The organism is Streptomyces fuscigenes, from assembly GCF_021556455.1.
GTDB classification, from domain to species: domain Bacteria; phylum Actinomycetota; class Actinomycetes; order Streptomycetales; family Streptomycetaceae; genus Streptomyces; species Streptomyces fuscigenes.
In genome coordinates, this window is the sequence record NZ_JAKGCV010000017.1 from 1 (window position 1) to 22,397 (window position 22,397).

Here is a 22,397-nt window from a genome sequence, read left to right on the forward strand (position 1 = left end):
GATGAGGACTCCCACCCACTTGATGGGGTAAGGCTCCCAGTAGACGACTGGGTTGATAGGCCGGAGATGGAAGCCAGGTGACTGGTGGAGTTGACCGGTACTAATAGGCCGAGGGCTTGTCCATAGATGCTCGCGTCCACTGTGTTGGTTCTGAAACCACGAACGGCTGTGTTTGGTCCGGCTTGTTTGATTGTTTCATAGTGTTTCGGTGGTTATAGCGTAGGGGAAACGCCCGGTTACATTCCGAACCCGGAAGCTAAGCCTTACCGCGCCGATGGTACTGCAGGGGGGACCCTGTGGGAGAGTAGGTCGCCGCCGAACAATTGTTGTGGGAAGGGCCCGTGCCGGGATGGTACGGGCCCTTTCTGCGTTCCAGAACAATTTCCACGCGACCGGATGCGTGCCGGCCAGCCCCGGACCCCCGTGTCACCACCGGCCTCCGGGACCGTCCGGTGCCGGCCCCGGGTTCCCCGCACCCGCGACCGGGTCCCCCGGGCGGTGACTCCGGCGGCCCCTCCGGCCGCCCGACGGCCCCCCGCAGCCGCACACACACGGGTCCGTCCGGGGCGGCCGTCCCGGCCCCCGCCGGGGCCTGCGCGGCCGGCGTCCCTCGCCCCACCCCGTGGCACGGCCCGTACCGCCGTCCAGGTAGGGTCAGGAGGCATTGTCGGCACATTCCCAGCAGGAGGCCCCCGGGTGGAGGTCCAGGAGACCCGCGTTCAGACGGACCGGGTCCTCACCATCCCCAACATCCTGAGCATGGCCCGCCTCGTCGGTGTGCCGGTGTTCCTGTGGCTGATTCTCCGACCCGAGTTCGGACAGTCCAAGGCCGACGGCTGGGCGCTGCTGGTGCTGGCCTTCAGCGGTGTCAGCGACTACCTCGACGGCAAGCTGGCCCGCCGGTGGAATCAGATCAGCAACCTGGGGCGGCTCCTCGACCCCGCCGCCGACCGCCTGTACATCCTTTCGACACTGGTCGGCCTCACCTGGCGGGACATCCTGCCGCTGTGGCTCACGTCCGTACTCGTGGCCCGCGAGCTCATGCTTCTCGTCATGGTGGGCATTCTGCGCCGGCACGGCTATCCGCCGCCCCAGGTGAACTTCCTGGGCAAGGCGGCTACCTTCAACTTGATGTATGCCTTCCCGCTGCTGTTGCTCAGTGACGGAAGCGGGTGGCTTTCGTCACTCGCCGAAGTTTTCGGATGGGCGTTCGCGGGATGGGGTACAAGCCTGTACTGGTGGGCAGGGATCCTCTATGTGATCCAGGTCCGCCGGCTAGTCAGCGCCGACGCGGTGACCGGCTGATCCCGTCATCGTGGCCTTGCACCGTCGCAGAGCCGCCGCCCGCCTGATCACAGGCCCGGTCCGTCCTGACGGGTGAAGTCGGCGAGATCGTCTCTTCGAGGAGGACGCTTCCGACATGAAGGCCGTCGTAATGGCCGGTGGTGAAGGTACTCGGCTTCGCCCCATGACCTCCAGCATGCCCAAGCCGCTCCTGCCGGTGGCAAACCGGCCCATCATGGAGCACGTGCTGAGGTTGCTCAAGCGCCATGGACTTACCGAGACCGTAGTGACCGTGCAGTTCCTCGCCTCACTCGTCAAGAATTACTTCGGCGACGGCGAAGAACTCGGCATGGAGCTCAGCTACGCGAACGAGGAAAAGCCCCTCGGTACGGCCGGCAGTGTGAAGAACGCGGAGGCGGCCCTCAAGGACGACGCGTTCCTGGTGATCTCGGGCGACGCCCTCACCGATTTCGACCTCACCGACCTCATCGCCTTCCACAAGGAGAAGGGCGCACTCGTCACGGTGTGCCTGACCCGGGTGCCGAACCCGCTGGAGTTCGGCATCACGATCGTGGACGAGGAGGGGAAGGTCGAACGCTTCCTGGAGAAGCCGACCTGGGGCCAGGTCTTCTCCGACACGGTCAACACCGGCATCTACGTCATGGAGCCCGAGGTCTTCGACTACGTCGAGGCCGACGTCTCCGTCGACTGGTCCGGTGACGTCTTCCCGCAGCTCATGAAGGAGGGCAAGCGGGTCTACGGCTACATCGCCGAAGGCTACTGGGAGGACGTGGGCACCCACGAGAGCTACCAGAAGGCGCAGGCCGACGTCCTGGAGGGCAAGGTCGACGTCGAGATCGACGGCTTCGAGATCTCCCCGGGCGTCTGGGTCGCCGAAGGCGCCGAGGTGCACCCGGACGCCGAACTGCGCGGGCCGCTGTACATCGGCGACTACGCGAAGGTCGAGGCCGGCGCCGAGATCCGGGAACACACCGTCATCGGTTCCAACGTCGTCGTGAAGTCCGGAGCGTTCCTCCACCGCTCCGTCGTCCACGACAACGTGTACATCGGCCAGCAGTGCAACCTCCGCGGCTGCGTGATCGGCAAGAACACCGACGTCATGCGGGCGGCCCGGATCGAGGACGGCGCCGTCATCGGCGACGAGTGCCTCGTGGGCGAGGAATCGATCATCCAGGGCAACGTCCGCGTCTACCCCTTCAAGACCGTGGAGGCCGGCGCGTTCGTCAACACGTCGGTCATCTGGGAGTCCCGAGGACAGGCGAACCTGTTCGGTGCCCGCGGCGTCTCCGGCATCCTGAACGTGGAGATCACGCCGGAGCTCGCCGTGCGGCTCGCCGGCGCGTACGCGACCACCCTCAAGAAGGGCTCCACGGTCACCACCGCCCGAGACCACTCCCGCGGCGCCCGCGCCCTCAAGCGGGCCGTGATCTCGTCCCTCCAGTCGAGCGCCATCGACGTGCGCGACCTGGAGAACGTGCCGCTGCCCGTGGCCCGCCAGCAGACCGCACGCGGCAGCGCGGGCGGCATCATGATCCGTACGACGCCGGGCGTGCCCGACTCCGTCGACATCATGTTCTTCGACGAGCGGGGCTCCGACCTCTCGCAGGCCGGCCAGCGCAAGCTGGACCGCGTCTACGCCCGGCAGGAGTACCGCAGGGCGTTCCCCGGTGAGATCGGCGACCTCCAGTTCCCCTCCAGCATCTTCGACTCGTACACGGGCGCCCTGCTGCGCAGCGTGGACACGACGGGGATCGCCGAGGCCAACCTGAAGGTCGTCGTCGACGCGTCCAACGGCAGCGCCGGCCTGGTCCTGCCGAGCCTCCTCGGCCGCCTCGGCGTCGACTCGCTGACCATCAACCCCGGCCTCGACGAGTCGCGGCCCACCGAGACCGCCGAGTCCCGCAGGTCGGGCCTCGTACGCCTCGGGGAGATCGTCTCCTCGGCGCGCGCCGCGTTCGGTGTGCGCTTCGACCCCGTCGGCGAGCGGCTGTCCCTCGTGGACGAGCGCGGCCGGATCATCGAGGACGACCGGGCCCTGCTGGTCCTGCTCGACCTGGTCGCCGCCGAGCGGCGCAGCGGCCGCGTCGCGCTGCCCGTCACCACGACGCGCATCGCCGAACAGGTCGCCGCGTACCACGGCACGCAGGTCGAGTGGACGACCACGTCGCCCGACGACCTCACCCGGGTCGGCCGCGAGGAGGACACGATCTTCGGCGGCGACGGCCGGGGCGCCTTCCTCGTCCCCGAGTTCAGCAGCGTGCTGGACGGCTCGGCCGCGTTCGTACGGCTCATCGGCCTGGTGGCGCGCACGCAGCTCACGCTCAGCCAGATCGACGCGCGGATCCCGCGCGCCCACGTGCTGCGGCGCGACCTCGCCACGCCGTGGGCCGTCAAGGGCCTCGTCATGCGGACCGTCGTGGAGGCGGCCGGCGACCGGCAGGTCGACACGACGGACGGCGTGCGCGTCGTGGAGGCGGACGGGCGCTGGGTCATGGTGCTGCCCGACCCGGCGGAGGCCGTCACCCACCTGTGGGCCGAGGGCCCCGACGACGCGTCCGCCCAGGCGCTCCTGGACGAGTGGTCCACCACCGTGGACAGCGCCGGTCACTGACCGCCGCACGCCCCTCCCGCAGGACCCGCACCGGGCCACGTCCCACGACGTGGCCCGGTGCCGCCGTTCGCGGGGCCGTTCGTCGGCCGCCGGGGCGACATGCGACGATGTGCGGCATGCCGCAGCAGTCCCCCACACGGAGCACCGACGCGGGCCGCGCGCGGCCGGACGCGTCGATGTCGCTGCTGACCAACGTCATGGACCACAGCCTGGACGACGGATACGCCGAGGCGGCCGCCCGCAGAAGGTCGGGGGAGGCGGGCCTGCCGCGCCCGCTGCGCGCCAAGCTGTGGCTCGGCGGCGGACTCGTCCTGGCGGCGCTCGTGGTCACCCTGGGCGCGGCGCAGGCCCGGCACGCGGCGCCCGTCGTCGCCAAGGAGCGCCAGGAGCTCATCGACCGGGTCGGCAGCGAGACGAAGCACGCCGACGACCTGGAGCACCAGGTCGAGGGGCTGCGTGGTGACGTGGGCCGACGCCAGCAAGCCGCACTGAAACAACACGGCGGTGACACCGGGCAGTTGGTGTCACTCCTGGCCGGTGGCACCGAGGTGCACGGGCCCGGCGTGAAGCTCGTCGTCGACGACGCCAAGGACACCGAGACCGGCGGCGACGGGGACCCCAGGCAGAACGAGGACTTCACCGCGAGCGGCCGGGTGCGCGACCACGACCTCCAGCGGGTCGTCAACGGCCTGTGGGCCTCCGGGGCCGAGGCGGTCAGCGTCAACGGGCAGCGCCTCACGTCGCTTTCGGCCGTCCGCGCCGCCGGTGACGCCATACTGGTCGACAACAGGCCGCTCGTGCCGCCGTACACGGTGCTCGCCGTGGGCAACGGGACCGAACTGGTCGCCGCGTTCCGGCGCAGCGCCGATGGTGCGTACCTGGCGTCGCTCCACAGCGACTTCGGCATCCGCACCTCCCTGTCCGTGCAGGACGACGTGCGGCTGCCGGCCGCGCCGAGCCTGATCGTGCGGACCGCCAGGCCCGTGCCGTCCGGTGCGGCCGCGGGGGCGACGGCGGCCGCCAGTGGGACCGGGAAGCCGGCCAAGACAGAGAAGGGCACATCGTGATCGCCGTACTGGGCCTCGTCGTGGGAGTGGTGGTCGGACTGTTCGTCCGGCCCGAGGTGCCGGCGGTGGTCGAGCCGTACCTGCCCATCGCCGTCGTCGCCGCGCTCGACGCGGTCTTCGGCGGCCTGCGGGCCATGCTCGACGGCATTTTCGTCGACAAGGTGTTCGTGGTGTCGTTCCTGTCGAACGTCGTGGTGGCCGCGCTGATCGTCTTCCTCGGCGACAAGCTGGGCGTCGGCGCGCAGCTGTCCACGGGTGTCGTCGTCGTCCTCGGCATCCGGATCTTCTCCAACGCGGCGGCGATCCGCCGGCACGTCTTCCGGGCCTGACGCGATGGCCACTCACAACGCGCCCGGCAGCACGGGCACTTCGCGCGAGGACACGGGACCCTCCTCCGGCGCGCCGCGCCTGAGCGGGCGGCAGCGGCTCGTGAACGGGCTCTGGCCGCCGCGTGTCACCCGCGCGCAACTCACCGTCGCGGTGCTGCTGTTCGTCCTCGGCCTCGGACTCGCCGTCCAGGTCAGGTCGCACAGCGACAGCAGCGCGCTGCGCGGGGCACGCCAGGAGGATCTTGTCCGTATCCTCGATGAACTGGACAACCGCACACAGCGTCTAGAGGACGAGAAGCAGGATCTCGTCGACCAGCGGACGGGCCTGGAGAACAGTTCGGACCAGGCGGAGGAGGCGCGCAAGCAGACGCGGGAGAAGGAGCAGCAGCTCGGGATCCTCGCCGGCACGACGGCGGCCGAGGGGCCCGGGATCACGCTGAGCGTGCACGACGCACGGCACATGGTGGCCGCCGACATGCTGCTCGACACGGTCCAGGAGCTGCGCGCCGCGGGTGCCGAGGCCATCCAGGTCAACGGCGTGCGCGTGGTCGCGGACACCGACTTCACGGGAACGGAGGGCGACATCAAGGTGGACGGCAAGGCGGTCACCCAGCCGTACCGTTTCACGGTGATCGGCCGGCCCCAGGACCTCGAACCGGCGCTCAACATCCCGGGCGGAGTGGTGCAGACATTGGAGAAGGAGCAGGCCACGGCCACGGTGACCGGCTCCGACAAGGTGGTCGTGAACGCCTTGCGACGGGCCGAGCAGCCTGGCTACGCTCGGTCGTCCTCCCGGTGACGCGGGGCCGCATGGCGTCCGCGCCGCGCGGGCAGGAGGTTGCGGGGGGTCGACGCACGATCAGCGTGATGTGTGGTGGAAACTGTTCGGTGTATACGGACGCTGTCAAGATGTCCGGGTCGGCAGGCGTGTTCAGTGATATGTCGTCCTGCCCCACGGGCGGGTCTGTTTCGGTCAAGGGGAATCGCCCGTGAATTGGTTTGCGAAGTTGTTCGGCAAGAGGTCTCGCGAGGAGGGCGGCAACGCACGCCACCGTGCCGGGCGCCAGGGGCAGGGTGAGGAGCAGGCCGGCGAGCGGCCCCTCTTCCGCGACCAGGTGGGCGCCGGCGGCCCCGGCGCGTCGTCTGTTGACCCTGCCGGGCAAGGCCGCATAGGTTTCGGGGAACCGTCAGCCTCAAGTACGAGTGGAGACTTTCCCACGGCCTCGTTCGCGACCGACCCACGGGCGGGGCAGCCACGGCAGGAGGACCCCGCCATGTCGGCCCTGGTATGCACGAGATGCGGCCATCACAACCCCGAGGCCAGCCGGTTCTGCTCGAACTGCGGCGCGCCGCTGCGGGCGGGTGCGCCGAGCGAGCGCCCGGCCGAGACCACGTCCACGATCTCCATCTCGGGCCTGGAGGCCTACGACCCGGAGACGACGGGCCAGACCCAGCTGCCCACCCTGAGCCCGGAGGCGCAGGCGGCCGTCGAGGCGCTGCCGTTCGGTTCCGCGCTGCTCATCGTGCGCAGGGGCCCCAATTCGGGCAGCCGCTTCCTGCTGGACGGCGACCTGACGACGGCGGGCCGCCACCCGCAGAGCGACATCTTCCTCGACGACGTGACGGTCTCGCGCCGGCACGTCGAGTTCCGCAGGGGCGCGGACGGCCTCTTCACCGTCGCGGACGTGGGCAGCCTCAACGGCACCTACGTCAACCGTGAGCGGATCGACTCGGTCCTGCTGGCGAACGGCGACGAGGTCCAGATCGGCAAGTACCGGCTGGTCTTCTACGCGAGCCAGCGGGGCGCGTGACCCCCGGAGAGCACATGTTGCGTACACCGAAGGGCGGTGCCGAGCGAGGCACCGCCCGGGCGGCCGAGCCGCTCGTGAGCATCGGAGCGGTGCTCGCCCGGCTGCGCGACGAGTTCCCGGAAGTCACCATCTCGAAGATCCGCTTCCTGGAGGCGGAGGGCCTGGTGGAGCCGCGCAGGACGCCGTCGGGCTATCGCAAGTTCGGCCCTCAGGACGTGGAGCGGCTCGCGCTGGTCCTGCGCATGCAGCGGGACCACTATCTTCCCCTGAAGGTCATCAAGGAGCACCTGGAGGCGCTCGGGCGGGGCGAGCAGGTGCCGCTCCCCGGGCCCCAGCGCGACCGCGGGGACGGCTGGCCCGGCCCCGTGGAGCCCGCGCCCGAGCAGCCGACGGCGGCGCGGGTCGGGCGGACGGAGCTGCTGGCGGCGCTCGGCGTCGACGAGGGCGAGCTCGCCGAGTGGGAGTCCTACGGGCTGGTCGCCCCCCTGGCCGACGGAAGCTTCGACGCGGACGCCGTCACCGTGGCGGGCCTGGTGGCGGATCTCGGCCGATTCGGACTCGAACCGCGCCACCTGCGGGTCATGAAAGCGGCGGCCGAGCGCGAGGCCGGGCTCGTCGAGCAGGTCGTCGCACCCCTGCGCCGGCACCGGAACCCGCAGACCAGGACCCATGCGGAGGCCACCACCCGGGAGCTGGCCGGGCTGTCCGTACGGCTGCACGCGGCACTCGTGCGCACCGCCCTGAATGGCCGGCTCCACTGATCGCGACGGTGCCCGACTACCCAAACCTGCCGGGCACGTCCTAGGGTTGCTGTGTGAACGAGCTCGACGTTGTGGGTGTCCGGGTGGAAATGCCCTCCAACCAGCCGATCGTGCTCCTGCGCGAAGTGGGAGGCGATCGGTACCTCCCCATCTGGATCGGCCCAGGGGAGGCCACCGCCATCGCCTTCGCCCAGCAGGGCATGGCGCCGGCAAGACCGCTGACGCACGACCTCTTCAAGGATGTCCTCGAAGCGGTGGGCCAGGAGCTCACCGAGGTCCGCATCACGGATCTCCGTGACGGGGTCTTCTACGCGGAGCTGGTCTTCGCCAGCGGAGTCGAGGTGAGCGCGCGGCCCTCCGACGCCATAGCGCTCGCCCTGCGCACGGGAACGCCGATCTACGGCAGCGACGGGGTCCTCGACGACGCCGGCATCGCGATTCCCGACGAGCAGGAGGACGAGGTGGAGAAGTTCCGCGAGTTCCTCGACCAGATCTCGCCGGAGGATTTCGGCACGAACAGCCAGTGAGAACCCGATCGGCGGACGCGGCGGCCAACACGGCCGCCGCGTCCGCCGATCGGGTGGATTCCGCTGCCGCCGCACCGGTTATCATGCTGTGCCCCGGACAATTCGAGGAGCCATTCCCGCGAATCGGGCACGCTAAACCACCCTCGGGGTGATTATCACTCGGCGTGGCGAGTGCGGCGATCGTTGACGCACCCCGAGTGACTGCCTACCTTCGTGAAGGCAGGTCAAGGACGGAGGTCGGCGTGAGCAGCAGCGGCGACGGTACGACGGCGAGTGCGTACCGGCTTCACGGCAGTACGGTCGACCCCGGGTGCGAGGGTGTCGGATACAGGGGCCCCACGGCCTGCGCGGCGGCGGGCATCACGTACCGCCAACTGGACTACTGGGCCCGTACCGGACTCGTCGAGCCGAGCGTGCGGCCGGCGTACGGCTCCGGCACCCAGCGGCTCTACAGCTTCCGCGACGTCGTGGTCCTCAAGATCGTCAAGCGTTTCCTGGACACCGGTGTGGCCCTGCAGAACATCCGGGCCGCCGTCCAGCACCTGCGGGACCGCGGCTTCCAGGACCTCGACCGCATGACGCTGATGTGCGACGGCGCGACGGTCCACGAGTGCACGTCGCCCGACGAGGTCGTCTCGCTCCTCCAGTGCGGGCAGGGTGTCTTCGGCATCGCCGTGGGCGTGGTGTGGCGGGACGTCGAGGCGGCGCTGTCGCAGCTGCACGGCGAGCGTGTCGACACCGGCGAGACCCTGATCGGCAACAACCCCACGGACGAGCTCGCGCGCCGGCGCCGCGACCGGGCCGTCTGACCCGCTCCCGCCGCGCCCGTGGCGCCGGCGGGCCAGGCGGAGGCACCGGTCCGGGAGACGGCCGGTGCGAAGCTCCCGAGAGGCCGCTGCGGGCGCCGCCGCGGGGTGGACGGCCCGCCGCGCCGGGACCGGCGGGGCGAGCCGGGAAGCGGCCGCACACGGCCCGCGAGGGGCCGTTGTCAGTGGTCTGCGGCAGCATCGACGTCATGAGACGCGCGCCGACCATCCTCCACCTGGACATGGACGCGTTCTACGCCTCGGTGGAGCAGGCGTCCAAGCCGAGCCTGCGCGGCAAGCCCGTGGTGGTGGGCGGGCTGGGCCCGCGCGGTGTCGTCGCGACGGCGTCGTACGAGGCCCGGCGCTTCGGCGTCCACTCGGCGATGCCCATGGCGCAGGCCCGGCGGCTCGCCCCGAACGCGGCGTACCTGGTGCCGCGCTTCTCCCTGTACCGATCCATCAGCGGGCAGGTGATGGAGCTTCTGGCCCGGCTGTCGCCGCTGGTCGAGCCGCTCAGCCTGGACGAGGCGTTCGTGGACCTGGAGGCGGGCGGCACCGCCCACGACAGCGCCACGGCACGTTCCACCGGCGAGCGGCTGCGGGCCGAGATCCGCGAGGTCACCGGGCTGAGCGGCTCGGTGGGCCTCGCCGGCTCCAAGATGCTCGCGAAGATCGGCTCGGAGGAGGCCAAGCCGGACGGGCTGGTGCTGATCGAGCCCGGCACGGAGCGCGAACTGCTGGGGCCCATGTCCGTGCGGACGCTTCCCGGTGTCGGTCCCGCGACGGGCGACCACCTGAGGCGGGCGGGCATGACGACGGTGGCCCATCTCGCGGAGGCCGGGGAGGACGAGCTGGTGCGCCTCGTGGGCAGGGCGCACGGCCTGTCGCTGTACCGGATGGCGCTCGGGCGGGACGAGCGGCCCGTGGTCTCCGACCGGGACGCCAAGTCGGTGTCCGTCGAGGACACCTTCGACGTCGACCTGCACGACCGGGTTCGGGTGCGCGCCGAGGTGGACCGGCTGGCGGAGCGCTGCGTGCGCCGGCTCAGGGAGGCGGGCCGCTCGGGGCGCACGGTGGTGCTCAAGGTCCGCAGGTTCGACTTCTCGACGCTGACGCGCTCGGAGACGCTGCGGGGCCCCACGGACGACGTCTCGGTGGTGCGCGAGGCGGCCGGGCGGCTGCTGGAGGCGGTGGACACCACGGGCGGGGTCCGGCTGCTCGGCGTGGGTGTGACGGGCCTCGCCGACTTCACGCAGGAGGACCTGTTCGCCCAGTCGGGGACCGGCGCCGAGCACGCGCAGCCGCTGCCGGACGAGCCCGCGGCCGCCCAGGAGCCCGCCCCGGCCGCGGCCCCCGGCGACGAGCCCTCGACGGCCCGCACCGAGCGGCGGTTCGCCGCCGGTCTCGACGTACGGCACGCCGTGCACGGCCCGGGCTGGGTGCAGGGCAGCGGGGCCCGGCGCGTGACGGTGCGCTTCGAGCGGCCCGGCTCCGCGGTGGGAAGGGTCCGCACGTTCTGGATCGACGATCCGGAGCTGGAGCCCTCCGACCCGCTGCCGCTGGTGGAGCGCGACACGGAGGAACCCGGTGCCTAGCGGCGCGGGAGCGGTATGTGCGGAAAGCCGTCGGCCCTGGAGGCCGCGGGCGCGACGGCCCGCGCGCGCGGAAAGCCGCAGGTCCCGGAAGCCGCGGGGACCCGGCATGCGCGAGCCGGGGTCCCCGGGCCCGGCGGGGTGCGGCTCACGACAGGAGGCCGTCGGAGGGGGTTCTCCGGCCGGGCGGCCGGTCAGTCGTCCTGGTCGGACCTTCGGCCGGGCGGCCGGTCAGTCGTCCTGGCCCGCGACCTTGCCGAAGTCCCGCTCGCGGTCCCGCTCGGCGAGCGAGGCGGGCTGCTCGGGCTGCCCGGCGGGCGGCAGGTCCAGCCCGTAGTGCCGGTACAGCTGCACCTCCTGCTCGGGGGAGAGGTGGCGGCCGACCCCGAAATCGGGGGCGCCCTTGATCAGGGACCGTTCGAAGGGGACCCGCAGGGTGTCCTCGACCAGCGAGCTCGGCTCCAGCGGCACGAACGCGTCCCTGCTGAACAGGCCGGTGCGCACGGCGGCCCACTCCGGCACGCCCGTCGCGTCGTCCAGGTACACCTCGTCGACCGTGCCTATCTTGTGTCCCGAGCGGTCGAACGCCTTGCGGCCGATCAGGCTTCGCGGATCGATGTCGGTCTCCACGGTCCCTCCAGTTGCTCGCGACCACTGCTAGCTCCTACGAAAGGCCACTTCGCGGGGCACGGCCACTCGGCGACCTGCGGCGGAGGCGTCCGGGTGCCCCGCACGGGACGATCGGCCGGAACGTGGCGTTCAGGGGTCCGCTGGTAGGCTGGCAGCGGCTACTGACCCCGCGCGGGAGAGTCCTCCGGCAGCCGCCGGAGGCGCCGAAGGAGCAAATCCTCCCCGGAATCTCTCAGGCCCCCGTACCGCGCGGACGAGGTCACTCTGGAAAGCAGGACGGACGTCGACGGCATCCGCCCTCACCGACGGTGAAAACCGGGCAGCGGCGCGCGCCGCGATCCGGTGAAGCTCTCAGGTCGTATGACAGAGGGGGAGGCCGTCCGGGCACCACTGCCGAGTGGCGCCCCACGCAGGTCGCGTCGACCAGGAGGCCTCCGCACATGACCGCCCACCGCAAGACGCTCGCACAGCTGGAGCGCGGCATCCCCTTCGAGCAGCGCCACATCGGCCCCGACGCGGCGGCGCAGGCCAAGATGCTCGCGCAGGTCGGCTACGGCTCGCTCGACGAGCTGACGGCCGCCGCCGTCCCCGATGTGATCAAGAGCGCCGAGGCGCTGAACCTCCCAGCCGCCCGCACCGAGGCCGAGGTCCTCGCCGAGCTGCGTGCGCTGGCCGACCGCAACCAGGTGCTCGCGCCGATGATCGGCCTCGGCTACTACGGCACCCACACGCCGCCGGTCATCCTGCGCAACGTGATGGAGAACCCGGCCTGGTACACGGCCTACACCCCCTACCAGCCGGAGATCTCGCAGGGCCGGCTGGAGGCCCTCCTCAACTTCCAGACCGTCGTGGCGGACCTGACGGGCCTGCCGACCTCCGGCGCGTCCCTCCTGGACGAGGGCACCGCCGCCGCGGAGGCCATGTCGCTCGCGCGGCGCGTCGGCAAAGTCAAGGACGGCGTCTTCCTGGTCGACGCCGACGCCCTGCCGCAGACCGTCGCGGTCATCCGCACCCGCGCGGAACCCACCGGCGTCGAGGTCGTCGTCGCGGACCTGTCGGCGGGCATCCCCGCCGAGGTCGCCGAGCGCGGCGTCTTCGGCGTGCTCCTCCAGTACCCGGGCGCCTCCGGCGCCGTGCGCGACCTGCGTTCCGTCGTCGAGCAGGCGCACGGCCTCGGCGCGGTCGTCACCGTCGCCGCGGACCTCCTCGCCCTCACGCTGCTGACGTCGCCCGGCGAGCTCGGCGCCGACATCGCCGTGGGCACCACGCAGCGCTTCGGCGTGCCGATGGGCTTCGGCGGCCCGCACGCCGGCTACATGGCCGTCCGCGACACGTTCGCCCGCAGCCTGCCGGGCCGGCTGGTCGGCGTGTCCGTGGACGCCGACGGCAACAAGGCCTACCGCCTCGCCCTGCAGACCCGCGAGCAGCACATCCGCCGCGAGAAGGCGACCAGCAACATCTGCACCGCGCAGGTGCTGCTCGCCGTCATGGCCGGGATGTACGCGGTCTACCACGGCCCCGACGGGCTGCGTGAGATCGCCCGGCGCACCCACCGCTACGCGGCGATCCTCGCGGCGGGCCTGAGCGCGGGCGGCGTCGAGGTCACCGAGGACGCGTACTTCGACACGGTGACGCTGCGCGTGCCCGGCCGGGCCGCGCAGATCGTGGCGGACGCCCGCGAGGGCGGGGTCAACCTGCGCCTGATCGACGCCGACCACGTCTCCGCCGCGTGCGACGAGACCACCGGCCGCGCGCAGCTGACCGCCGTGTGGGCGGCCTTCGGCGTGCAGGGCGACGTCGAGGCGCTCGACGAGGCCACCGCGGACGCGCTGCCCGAGGGGCTGCTGCGCACCGACGACTACCTGACGCACCCGGTCTTCCACAGCCACCGGTCCGAGACGGCGATGCTGCGCTACCTGCGCCGCCTGTCCGACCGCGACTACGCGCTCGACCGGGGCATGATCCCGCTCGGCTCCTGCACGATGAAGCTCAACGCGACCACCGAGATGGAGCCGGTCACCTGGCCCGAGTTCGGCGCGCTGCACCCGTTCGCGCCCGCCGAGCAGGCCCAGGGCTACCTCACCCTCATCCGCGAGCTGGAGGAGCGCCTCGCCGAGGTCACCGGCTACGACGCGGTGTCGCTGCAGCCGAACGCCGGGTCGCAGGGCGAGCTCGCGGGCCTGCTCGCCGTGCGCGCGTACCACCGCGCCAACGGCGACACCGGCCGCACGGTCTGCCTGATCCCGTCGTCCGCGCACGGCACCAACGCGGCCAGCGCCGTCATGGCCGGCATGAAGGTCGTCGTCGTGAAGACCGCCGAGTCCGGTGACGTCGACGTCGCCGACCTGCGGGCGAAGATCGAGCAGTACGGCCACGAGCTGGCCGTCCTCATGGTCACCTACCCGTCGACCCACGGTGTGTTCGAGGAGCAGATCGGCGACATCTGCGCGGCCGTGCACGACGCGGGCGGCCAGGTCTACGTCGACGGCGCGAACCTGAACGCGCTGGTGGGCCTCGCGAAGCCCGGCCGCTTCGGCTCGGACGTCTCCCACCTCAACCTGCACAAGACGTTCTGCATCCCGCACGGCGGCGGCGGCCCCGGTGTCGGCCCGATCGGTGTGCGCGCGCACCTCGCCCCGTACCTGCCCAACCACCCGCTCCAGCCCGCCGCGGGCCCGGAGACGGGTGTCGGGCCGATCTCGGCGGCGCCGTGGGGCTCCGCGGGGATACTGCCGATCTCCTGGGCCTACGTGCGGCTGATGGGCGGCGAGGGCCTGGCCCGCGCCACCCAGGTGGCCGTGCTCGCGGCGAACTACATCGCCAAGCGCCTGGAGCCGCACTTCCCGGTGCTCTACACCGGCCCCGCGGGGCTGGTCGCCCACGAGTGCATCGTCGACCTGCGGCCGCTGACCAAGGCGACCGGCGTGAGCGTCGACGACATCGCCAAGCGCCTGATCGACTACGGCTTCCACGCGCCGACCATGTCCTTCCCGGTGGCCGGGACGCTGATGATCGAGCCGACCGAGAGCGAGGACCTCGCGGAGATCGACCGGTTCTGCGAGGCGATGATCGCGATCCGCGCGGAGATCGAGAAGGTCGCGTCGGGCGAGTGGAGCGCGGACGACAACCCGCTGCGCAACGCCCCGCACACCGCGGCCGCGCTCGGCGGCGAGTGGACGCACCCCTACGGCCGGGACGTCGCGGTCTTCCCGCCCGGCGTCTCCGCGGCGGACAAGTACTGGCCGCCGGTGCGCCGCATCGACGGTGCGTTCGGCGACCGCAACCTCGTCTGCTCGTGCCCGCCGCTCGACGCGTACGACCACTGAGCCGGGAGCCCGGCCCGGGTCGCGTTCCCGGGCCGAGCCGGGGCGGCGCGGCGGACGACTGACGTCGCCCGCCCCGCCGCTTTCACCCGAACGGGTGGGGAGGGGGAGGGGGCCGGACCCCCGTGGACAGCCCGCAGGGCCGGTTCGGAGCGTGTGCTCCGGACCGGCCCTCGCGTGTGCCCGGCGCCTTGGGCGCCGTCAGGCCGCCGCCGCCACCCGGCCGGTGCGCTGCGGCCGGTGCGGCGCGATGATCTGCCCGTCGGGCAGCAGCTCACCGGTGTCCTCGAACTGGACGACGCCGTTGCACAGCAGGGTCCAGCCCTGCTCGGGGTGGCTGGCCACCGCGCGGGCGGCCTCGCGGTCGGCGGAGTCGGCTGTCGGACAGGCTGGCTGGTGTTGACACATGGGCGGGTTCTTTCGCTGCGGGACGGAGACTTCTGCTCCGGGTCTTCGTCGTGGAGGTCTGCGGTTTCTTCGTGCGTGGCCGATCGGTGCGCCGAGGCCGCGGGCCGTCGCGTGCCGAGCACGGCGGGGACCGACGGCGGCCCCGTCCTCGTCGTCCGGACCCAGTGTCGTCCCGCGCGCGATGATCCTCGGGGATTTCGCGGCAGCACGTCGTCCTCGGCCCGGACGCCGTCACCCGGTCGGCCGGTTCCGCTCAACTTAGCGGTCATCGACGACCGTTGGCGAACCGTCACCGAAACGTCCGGAGAACCGCCGGCGCGCCGTGCCGGGAGCGCCCCCGCGGCGGGCGGGCCCACGCGCGCGAAGCGCCCCGCGGCCGGAAGGCCTCGGGGCGCTTGCGGGCCGCTGCGCCGCAGGTCAGACGGGAGTTCGCACCAGGTCTCCCGGCGTGAGCCGCATGCGGATCACCGGCAGCAGCTCCGCCGCGCGATGGGGCCGGTGCGCTGCGAAACCGGGGGGCGCGGGAGCGAGCGGCACCAGCAGGTCGGCCGGTGCCACCGCGCCGGTGGCCGGGTCGGCCTCCGTGTCGGCGTGCAGCCACAGCGTGAGCATGTACAGCCCCGGCACGGACAGCAGCCGCGGCTGGTACGCGGTGTGCAGCACCTCGGCCTGCCGCAGGGCGCGTTCCGTCGCCGTCACGTACGGCCCCTCGAAGAAGCGGGAGAACGCCCAGCCGTCGGCCGTGAGCATCGTGTCGGCGGCGGCCACCAGACGGTCGCCGGCGCGGATCGTGAACCGCCAGCCCGTCAGCCGGGTGTGCGGCGCGGCCCCCGCGCCGTCGAGCAGCGCGGGAGCGGCGAGCACCTCGGGCGCGTCGAGCACGTGGAGCGGAAGGGGGAGTTCGGGGCTCAGCGGCCCGCCCGCGGCTCTCAGGGCCGGGGTCGGTGCCTCGCGGACGGCGGTGGGGGAGCCGAGAGCGGTGAGAACGCTGCGCAGGGCGGGTGCGGGTACTGGAGGGACATGCAGCGGCATGGTGGATTGCCTCTCGCTCAGGAGACAGGGTGCAGCGCGGGTGCGGGTGCGGGTGCGGAGGGAGGTGCGGACGACTCTGTCGGCGTGCGGGCCCGGATCGCGCTCCGGGGCCTTGGGCCTTGCGCCCGCTTTCCACCTCGTCCGCGAAGTTTATACGACGCGTGTTCACACGATGTTTCTTCTAGCTGTCGTGCGCATTGCGGGCCAGCCACTATTCGGTCGTATTTCCGTGCCGATTAGCTGGCGGAATTGTGAACGCACGGCAGCCGGCCTGCGGTGATCTCGCCGCTCCGGACGGCCGAAAATCGCGCCGTATTCCCGCGACCGCCGGCGGGACTGCCGCGCTGCCGTGCCGGGGGCACCTGCCACGGGCACATGCGGCCGGTCCGGCCGCGCTCGTCTCCCGTGCTCGGCCCCGCGTAAGGCGCCATGGATCCACCGCTGCATGCCTATGCTACTGAACCCAAGCGTATGCCGGAAGAGCGCCTTCCGTGGATGCCCGGTGAAAGTGGCCGCACGGCGTGACGCGAGAACCTGTCGAGGAAATGTGCGTCCCGTATGTGAGCCGCGCATGTGCCCTTCGGTCGCGCCCGGAAACAGTCTAGCGGTCGAGGGACCCCGAGGAGGGACGTTAGGGATCAGCGGGCGCGGGCATTATCGACCGAGACGCGCGCACGGTGGCGGGACGTCGATGCCGAGGAGGACACGTCGATGGGTGAGAAGGTCGACGCGGGGGGCTTTGACCTGGCCGGCCGCGAGCAGTACCGCAAGAGGCTGCGGCAGTGCCTGTCGGTACTCGGAAAGCTCCTCGCGGAGAAACGCTTCGACCGGCCCAGGAATCTCATGGGCCTGGAGATCGAACTCAATCTCGCGGGCAGTGACGGCCTGCCCCGGATGATGAACCACGAGGTGCTCAGCCGTATCGCGAGCCATGATTTCCAGACCGAGCTGGGCATGTTCAACCTCGAGGTCAATATCGCGCCGCACCGCCTCGACGGACGTGTTCTCGATCAACTCGCCGAGGAACTCCGCGCGGGCCTCGGATATGCGCATCGCAAAGCCGAGGAGGTGGACGCCGGGATCGTCATGGTCGGAATTCTCCCGACGCTCGCCCACCGCGACGTCGGGACGGGAAGCCTGTCCAACGTCGACCGCTACACGCTGCTCAACGACCGGATGCGGGACGCGCGCGGCGAGGACTTCGTTCTCGACATCGAGGGCGCGGAACGGCTCGTGGCGACCTCGCCCTCGATCACGCCCGAGGCCGCGTGCACCTCGGTGCAGCTGCACCTGCAGGTGACCCAGGAGCGCTTCGCCGACGTGTGGAACGCCGCGCAGGCCGTGGCGGGCGTGCAGGTGGCGCTCGGGGCCAACGCCCCGTTCCTGTTCGGCAAGGAGCTGTGGCACGAGTCGAGGCCGCCGCTGTTCGAACAGGCCACGGACGTGCGGCCGCCCGAGCTCCAGGTCCAGGGCGTCCGCCCGCGCACCTGGTTCGGGGAGCGCTGGATCGACTCGCCCTACGACCTGTTCGCCGAGAACCTGCGCTACTTCCTGCCGCTTCTGCCGATCATGTCCGACGAGGACCCGCAGAAGGTGCTGGACGCCGGCGGTGTGCCCACCCTCCAGGAGCTGTCCCTGCACAACGGCACCATCTACCGGTGGAACCGCCCCGTCTACGAGGTCGCCGACGGCGTGCCCCACCTGCGGGTGGAGAACCGGGTGCTGCCGGCCGGGCCGACCGTCACCGACGTGATCGCCAACGCCGCCTTCTACTACGGGCTGGTCCGCGCCCTCGCGGAGGAGAGCCGCCCGGTGTGGCAGCGGATGCCGTTCTCGGTGGCCGCGGAGAACTTCGACACGGCCTGCCGCCAGGGCATCGGCGCCGAGCTGCGCTGGCCCCGGCACGGCCGTACCTCCGGGCTCGTCACCCGGCCCGCCGTGGACCTCGTGCGCGACGAGCTGCTGCCGCTCGCCGCGGCGGGCCTCGACGCGTGGAACATCGAGCCGGCCGACCGGGATCTGTACCTCGGCGTCATCGAGGAGCGCTGCAACCGCCGGATCAACGGCGCCTCGTGGCAGATCGGCACCTTCCACCGGGCCGTCGACGCGGGGCTCGGCCGGGAGGCGGCGCTCGCCGCGACCACCCGCAGGTACTGCGAGCTGATGCACCACGGCAGCCCGGTCCACACCTGGCCGGTGGGCTTCCCCGCGCCGGAGGAGTCGGGGCGGCTGCCCGCCGAGTAGGCCCGCCGCGCGTCCGGGGGAGTGGCCCGGGCGGCGGAGGGCTCCGGCCCCGGAGGAGACATCAGGACAGGTACCGGGGCCGGCGGCGCACGGCGGCCGGCGCTCCGGCGCACGGCGGCCCGCGGCTCGGGGCGGTCGCGGCCCGCGGCCCCGCGCACGGCGGGGCGCGGTCCGGGGCGGTCGCGGCCGGGTCGCGGAGCGGCTCGCACAGGCCACGGGCGTAACTTGTGCACGTCGGCCGTGCGCGCCGACCGCGACGCGTAGCCGTGGAGGCCGGTGTGCAGCTGGAGGCAGGGCCCGTGACCGATTCCCGCCCCGGTGAGACAGCCGGGGACCTGAGCCGCGGCGCGCTGCGGACCGAGACGTTGATCGTCCTCGCCCTGTCGCTCGGGGCGAGCGGTGTGTCCGCGCTCATCAGCTTCGTCGGCTCCGTCACCAAGGGCGGTTCGCTGAAGAACCAGGCCGCGAACCTGAACGCGTCGGCCGCCCCCGGCCGCCCGTGGCTCGACCTGACCTGGCAGCTGTTCGACATCGCCACCGCCCTCGTCCCGGTGCTCCTGGTGGCGTACCTGCTCTACCGGGAGGGCGCGAGCCTGCGCACGATCGGCTTCGACCGGCGCAGGCCCCGCTTCGATCTCGGCTGGGGCGCGGCGATCGCGGCCTGCGTGGGCGGCATCGGCATCGTCTTCTACCTGTTCGCCCAGGGCTCGGGCGCCAACCTGACCGTGGTGCCCGAGTCCCTCCCCGACGTCTGGTGGAAGTTCCCCGTGCTGGTGGTCTCCGCCGTGCAGAACGCCATCCTCGAAGAGGTCGTCGTGGTCGGCTACCTGCTGCGGCGGCTGGACCGGCTCGGCTGGTCGGCGCCCGCCGCACTCGCGGGCAGCGCGCTGCTGCGGGGCTCGTACCACCTCTACCAGGGACTCGGCGGCTTCGCGGGGAACGTGGCGATGGGCATCGTCTTCGTGCTGCTGTACCGCAGGTGGGGGCGGGTGGGCCCGCTGGTCGTGGCGCACTCGCTGATGGACGTCGGGGCCTTCGTCGGGTACGCGCTGCTGGCCGGCCACGTCAGCTGGCTGCCCACCCTGTGACGGTCGCGGCCCGGACCCGCATGGCCGGGGTCACGCCGGCGGCGGGGCGAGCAGTTCGCCGTCGATCACCGTGACGGCCGTGCCCGTGAGCAGCGTACGGTCGCCCCGAAGCGCCGTGCGGACCAGGCCGCCGCGCGCCGAGGCCTGAAGACCGGTCAGGTCCGCCCGCCCGAGCCGGGCCGACCAGAACGGCGCCAGGGCGGTGTGCGCGCTGCCGGTGACGGGGTCCTCCGGGACGCCCACCGCGGGGAAGAAGCCGCGGGAGACGTAGTCGTGGTCGCTGCCGGGCGCGGCGGCCGCCGTGACGACCACCCCGCGCTCCGACAGACGTACGAGCGCGTCGAGGTCCGGCGCCAGTTCCCGCACGGTCCGTTCGTCGGCGAGTTCGACCAGCAGGTCGCCGACGTGGTCCGAGGTGCCGTGCACCGAGACCGGTTCGGCGCCGAGCGCCGCCGCCGTGCCCCGAGGGGCGGCGGTGGGCGTCAGCGCCGAGGTGGGGAAGTCGAGCGTGAGGGCGCCGTCCGCGCCGGCCACGGCGGTGAGCACGCCGGAGCGGGTCTGGAACCGTACGAGCCCCGCCGCTTCGCCCGAGGTGCGCAGGACGTGCGCGGTGGCCAGCGTGGCGTGCCCGCACAGCGACACCTCGGTGGCCGGCGTGAACCACCGCAGCGCCCAGTCCGCGGGGCCGCCGGGCGGCAGGGGATGGGCGAAGGCGGTCTCCGAGAGGTTCACCTCCGCGGCCACCTGCCGCAGCCACTCGTCGTCGGGGAAGCGGTCGGAGCCGAGCAGCAGCACACCGGCCGGGTTCCCGCGGAAGGGGCGGTCGGTGAAGGCGTCGACGATTCGGATGCGCATGGCACCGACGCTATGCGCCGCGCTCGCGGCGGCACCAAAGCCAATCGCGCACGGGTGGCCCCGGGGCGGCGGGGCTCCCGCGCCGCGACGGCCCTCCCCATGTCGTGACCGCCGCGGCCGTGGGGGAGCGCCGGAGGCGAGTGACTCCGCGCCCGCCGGCTCTCGCGGGGAGCGCTTCTCGCCCTCCGGCGTTGTCGTCGCAGGTCGGACGGGGGTTGTCGTAAGCGTGTTTCCGATATATCGTTGAGGCATCGCGATCGGTCAAAGATCGAACGCGGAAGACCGTACGACATAGAAATGGAGAACCGTCATGTACGGAACACACGGACACGACCATGGACACGCACACGGCCCCGAGCGCGGGCCCGGCTTCGGCCCGGGGCCCTGGGGCGCCGGACCGCGCGGACGCGGCGGATTCGAGGGACTGCGCGCGGCGTTCGGCCCGTTCGGGCCTCCCTTCGGCGGCCCGGGCGGACCCTTCGGCGGCGGTGGCCGCGGACGCGGCGGCGGCCGGGGGCGTGCGCGCAGGGGCGACGTGCGCGCCTCGATCATCGCGCTGCTCAAGGAGCGCCCGATGCACGGCTACGAGATGATCCAGGAGATCGGCGAGCGCAGCGGCGGGGCCTGGCGGCCCAGCCCGGGCTCGGTCTACCCGACGCTCCAGCTGCTCGAGGACGAGGGGCTCATCGAGAGCCGCAGCGAGGGCGGCAAGAACCTCTTCACCCTCACCGAAGCGGGCCGCACCGAGGCCGAGTCGGTCCCGGACGCGCCCTGGGAGGACGCGGGCCGAGGCATCGACTGGGACACGATGAACGAGATCCGCCAGGCCGGCTTCGGCCTGATGGAGGCGTTCGGCCAGGTGTGGAAGACCGGCAGCGCCGAGCAGCGCAAGAAGGCGCTCGCGGTCATCAACGACACCCGCAAGAAGCTCTACCTCATCCTCGCCGACGACGACGAGGGCGCCGAGGGGCCGGGCGGCTCCGAGGACTGACACCGTCCGCGGCGCGCCGGTCCCGGGAAGAAGGGGCCGGGGAGCGGCGCCGACGGGCAGGGGCGGCCGGCCGCCGGGGGAAGCGGTCCGGACGGGCCCCGGCCGTGGCGGGGCGCCGGGCGGGAAGAGAACGGCGAAGGGCGGGACGCACCGGGGGCGTCCCGCCCTTCGCCGTGCGCGAGGGCACGGGGCGAGGAGACCGCGGGACGCACGGGGTCCGCATCGCCGCCCCGGGACGTACGGGGTTCGGCATCGCCGCCACGGCGCCGGACAGCCCGGGGTCGCTCGTCAGTCCGTACGGGCCCTGAGGTGTGCCCGCTCGCCCTGCCGTCCGAACAGCACCAGGAGTTCCACGGTCCGGTCGCCGTCCGGGCCGAGCCAGTGCGGCACATGGGTGTCGAACTCGGCGGCCTCGCCCGGCTTGAGGACCAGGGTCCGCTCGCCCAGCACCAGGCGCAGCCGGCCGGCGAGCACGTAGAGCCACTCGAAGCCCTCGTGGCTCCTCGGCTCGGGCTCGGCCCCGGGGCTCGGACGGATGAGCAGCTTGTGCGCCTGGACCCCGCCGGGCTCGCTCAGCGGCACGTACGTCAGGGCGCCGCGGCTGACCGGGCGCAGGTGGATCCGGGGATCGCCGGTGTGCGGTGCGCCGACGAGCTGGTCGAGCGGAACGGCGTACACCTCCGCCAGCGGAAGCAGCAGCTCCAGCGTCGGCTTGCGGCCGCCGCTCTCCAGCCGCGAGAGCGTGCTCTCGTTGATCCCGGTCCGCCGGGCGAGTTCGGCCAGCGTCATCCCGCGCCGGCGCCGCAGCTCGCGCAGACGGGGCCCGACCGCGTCCAGCACGTCCTTCTTCGCTGTGCCCATGCCCTCATGCTGCCGAAACGGCACGAGGCTTTGCAAGTCCGGCAGACGCTCGCGTTGTGAGGCCCGACCCGGGTGCGCGGGCCCCGGGTGTCAGGTTCCCGGGGCCCACCCGTCCGTCCGGGGCATCAGGCTCCCCGGGCGGCTCGCACGGCCGGC

Annotated in this window: 19 protein-coding genes, 2 rRNA genes and 1 riboswitch; of the genes, 16 read left to right on the plus strand and 5 right to left on the minus strand. The window is 72.3% G+C overall.

Going from position 1 to position 22,397, the window contains the following annotated elements; all coding sequences use genetic code 11:
- The 12 genes from L1885_RS03855 to L1885_RS03910 all read left to right on the plus strand — a co-directional run.
- Window positions 1-124: ribosomal RNA gene (locus tag L1885_RS03855) — 23S ribosomal RNA — on the plus strand; the annotation flags it as partial.
- Between the two features lie 80 nt (window positions 125-204).
- Window positions 205-321 (plus strand): 5S ribosomal RNA (gene rrf / locus L1885_RS03860).
- A 375-nt stretch (window positions 322-696) separates the two neighbouring features.
- The gene (clsA, locus tag L1885_RS03865) at window positions 697-1,305 is read left to right on the plus strand and encodes a cardiolipin synthase ClsA (protein ID WP_235795534.1); all 609 of its coding nucleotides are present in this window, start codon (window positions 697-699) and stop codon (window positions 1,303-1,305) included.
- A gap of 115 nt (window positions 1,306-1,420) precedes the next feature.
- The gene (locus L1885_RS03870; protein ID WP_235795535.1) at window positions 1,421-3,916 is read left to right on the plus strand and encodes a mannose-1-phosphate guanyltransferase; all 2,496 of its coding nucleotides are present in this window, start codon (window positions 1,421-1,423) and stop codon (window positions 3,914-3,916) included.
- Window positions 3,917-4,023: 107 nt separating this feature from the next.
- Window positions 4,024-4,983, plus strand: a complete 960-nt coding sequence (locus tag L1885_RS03875; protein WP_235795536.1) for a DUF881 domain-containing protein — start codon at window positions 4,024-4,026, stop codon at window positions 4,981-4,983.
- Window positions 4,980-5,312 (plus strand): small basic family protein, encoded by a 333-nt coding sequence (locus L1885_RS03880; protein ID WP_031069011.1) that lies wholly within the window; start codon window positions 4,980-4,982, stop codon window positions 5,310-5,312. Before L1885_RS03875 ends, L1885_RS03880 begins: the two co-directional genes overlap by 4 nt.
- A 4-nt stretch (window positions 5,313-5,316) precedes the next feature.
- Complete coding sequence (locus L1885_RS03885) at window positions 5,317-6,111, plus strand: DUF881 domain-containing protein (RefSeq protein WP_235795537.1); 795 nt, start codon at window positions 5,317-5,319, stop codon at window positions 6,109-6,111.
- Between the two features lie 148 nt (window positions 6,112-6,259).
- Window positions 6,260-7,123 carry a double zinc ribbon and FHA domain-containing protein gene (locus L1885_RS03890; protein WP_235795560.1) on the plus strand — a complete coding sequence of 288 codons (864 nt, stop codon included), beginning with the start codon at window positions 6,260-6,262 and terminating at the stop codon, window positions 7,121-7,123.
- A 14-nt stretch (window positions 7,124-7,137) separates the two neighbouring features.
- Window positions 7,138-7,884: a transcriptional regulator FtsR gene (gene ftsR, locus L1885_RS03895; RefSeq protein ID WP_235795538.1), complete on the plus strand. Its 747-nt coding sequence runs from the start codon at window positions 7,138-7,140 to the stop codon at window positions 7,882-7,884.
- Window positions 7,885-7,937: 53 nt separating this feature from the next.
- Window positions 7,938-8,411, plus strand: coding sequence for a bifunctional nuclease family protein (locus L1885_RS03900; RefSeq protein WP_033327106.1), 474 nt, complete (start codon window positions 7,938-7,940; stop codon window positions 8,409-8,411).
- A gap of 242 nt (window positions 8,412-8,653) precedes the next feature.
- Window positions 8,654-9,220, plus strand: coding sequence for a MerR family transcriptional regulator (locus L1885_RS03905; protein ID WP_372481855.1), 567 nt, complete (start codon window positions 8,654-8,656; stop codon window positions 9,218-9,220).
- Between the two features lie 206 nt (window positions 9,221-9,426).
- Window positions 9,427-10,812 (plus strand): DNA polymerase IV, encoded by a 1,386-nt coding sequence (locus tag L1885_RS03910; RefSeq protein WP_235795540.1) that lies wholly within the window; start codon window positions 9,427-9,429, stop codon window positions 10,810-10,812.
- Window positions 10,813-11,040: 228 nt separating this feature from the next.
- Here L1885_RS03910 and L1885_RS03915 read toward each other — a convergent pair whose 3' ends face one another.
- Entirely contained in the window at window positions 11,041-11,439 is a 399-nt protein-coding gene (locus L1885_RS03915; protein ID WP_235795541.1) for a PRC-barrel domain-containing protein, read from the minus strand.
- 162 nt (window positions 11,440-11,601) lie between these two features.
- Window positions 11,602-11,697: riboswitch (glycine riboswitch) on the plus strand.
- A 182-nt stretch (window positions 11,698-11,879) separates the two neighbouring features.
- On the opposite strand from L1885_RS03915, the gene gcvP reads away from it, so the two are divergent.
- Complete coding sequence (gcvP, locus tag L1885_RS03920) at window positions 11,880-14,765, plus strand: aminomethyl-transferring glycine dehydrogenase (RefSeq protein WP_235795542.1); 2,886 nt, start codon at window positions 11,880-11,882, stop codon at window positions 14,763-14,765.
- A gap of 198 nt (window positions 14,766-14,963) precedes the next feature.
- Here the strand turns inward: gcvP and L1885_RS03925 are convergent, their stop codons facing one another.
- Together L1885_RS03925 and L1885_RS03930 are read right to left on the minus strand one after the other, a co-directional pair.
- Window positions 14,964-15,170, minus strand: coding sequence for a DUF5999 family protein (locus L1885_RS03925; RefSeq protein ID WP_235795543.1), 207 nt, complete (start codon window positions 15,168-15,170; stop codon window positions 14,964-14,966).
- Window positions 15,171-15,587: 417 nt separating this feature from the next.
- Window positions 15,588-16,202: a hypothetical protein gene (locus tag L1885_RS03930; RefSeq protein ID WP_235795544.1), complete on the minus strand. Its 615-nt coding sequence runs from the start codon at window positions 16,200-16,202 to the stop codon at window positions 15,588-15,590.
- Between the two features lie 711 nt (window positions 16,203-16,913).
- Here L1885_RS03930 and L1885_RS03935 point away from each other — a divergent pair.
- Together L1885_RS03935 and L1885_RS03940 are read left to right on the plus strand one after the other, a co-directional pair.
- Window positions 16,914-18,446 carry a glutamate-cysteine ligase family protein gene (locus L1885_RS03935; protein WP_235795545.1) on the plus strand — a complete coding sequence of 511 codons (1,533 nt, stop codon included), beginning with the start codon at window positions 16,914-16,916 and terminating at the stop codon, window positions 18,444-18,446.
- Between the two features lie 278 nt (window positions 18,447-18,724).
- On the plus strand, window positions 18,725-19,534 hold the full coding sequence (locus L1885_RS03940) for a CPBP family intramembrane glutamic endopeptidase (protein ID WP_235795546.1): 810 nt from the start codon (window positions 18,725-18,727) through the stop codon (window positions 19,532-19,534).
- 30 nt (window positions 19,535-19,564) lie between these two features.
- On the opposite strand, the gene L1885_RS03945 is transcribed toward L1885_RS03940, so the two are convergent.
- On the minus strand, window positions 19,565-20,389 hold the full coding sequence (locus tag L1885_RS03945) for a PhzF family phenazine biosynthesis protein (protein ID WP_235795547.1): 825 nt from the start codon (window positions 20,387-20,389) through the stop codon (window positions 19,565-19,567).
- Between the two features lie 310 nt (window positions 20,390-20,699).
- On the opposite strand from L1885_RS03945, the gene L1885_RS03950 reads away from it, so the two are divergent.
- On the plus strand, window positions 20,700-21,380 hold the full coding sequence (locus L1885_RS03950; RefSeq protein WP_235795548.1) for a PadR family transcriptional regulator: 681 nt from the start codon (window positions 20,700-20,702) through the stop codon (window positions 21,378-21,380).
- 288 nt (window positions 21,381-21,668) lie between these two features.
- On the opposite strand, the gene L1885_RS03955 is transcribed toward L1885_RS03950, so the two are convergent.
- Window positions 21,669-22,241 carry a helix-turn-helix domain-containing protein gene (locus tag L1885_RS03955; protein ID WP_235795549.1) on the minus strand — a complete coding sequence of 191 codons (573 nt, stop codon included), beginning with the start codon at window positions 22,239-22,241 and terminating at the stop codon, window positions 21,669-21,671.
- Window positions 22,242-22,397: the final 156 nt, after the last annotated feature.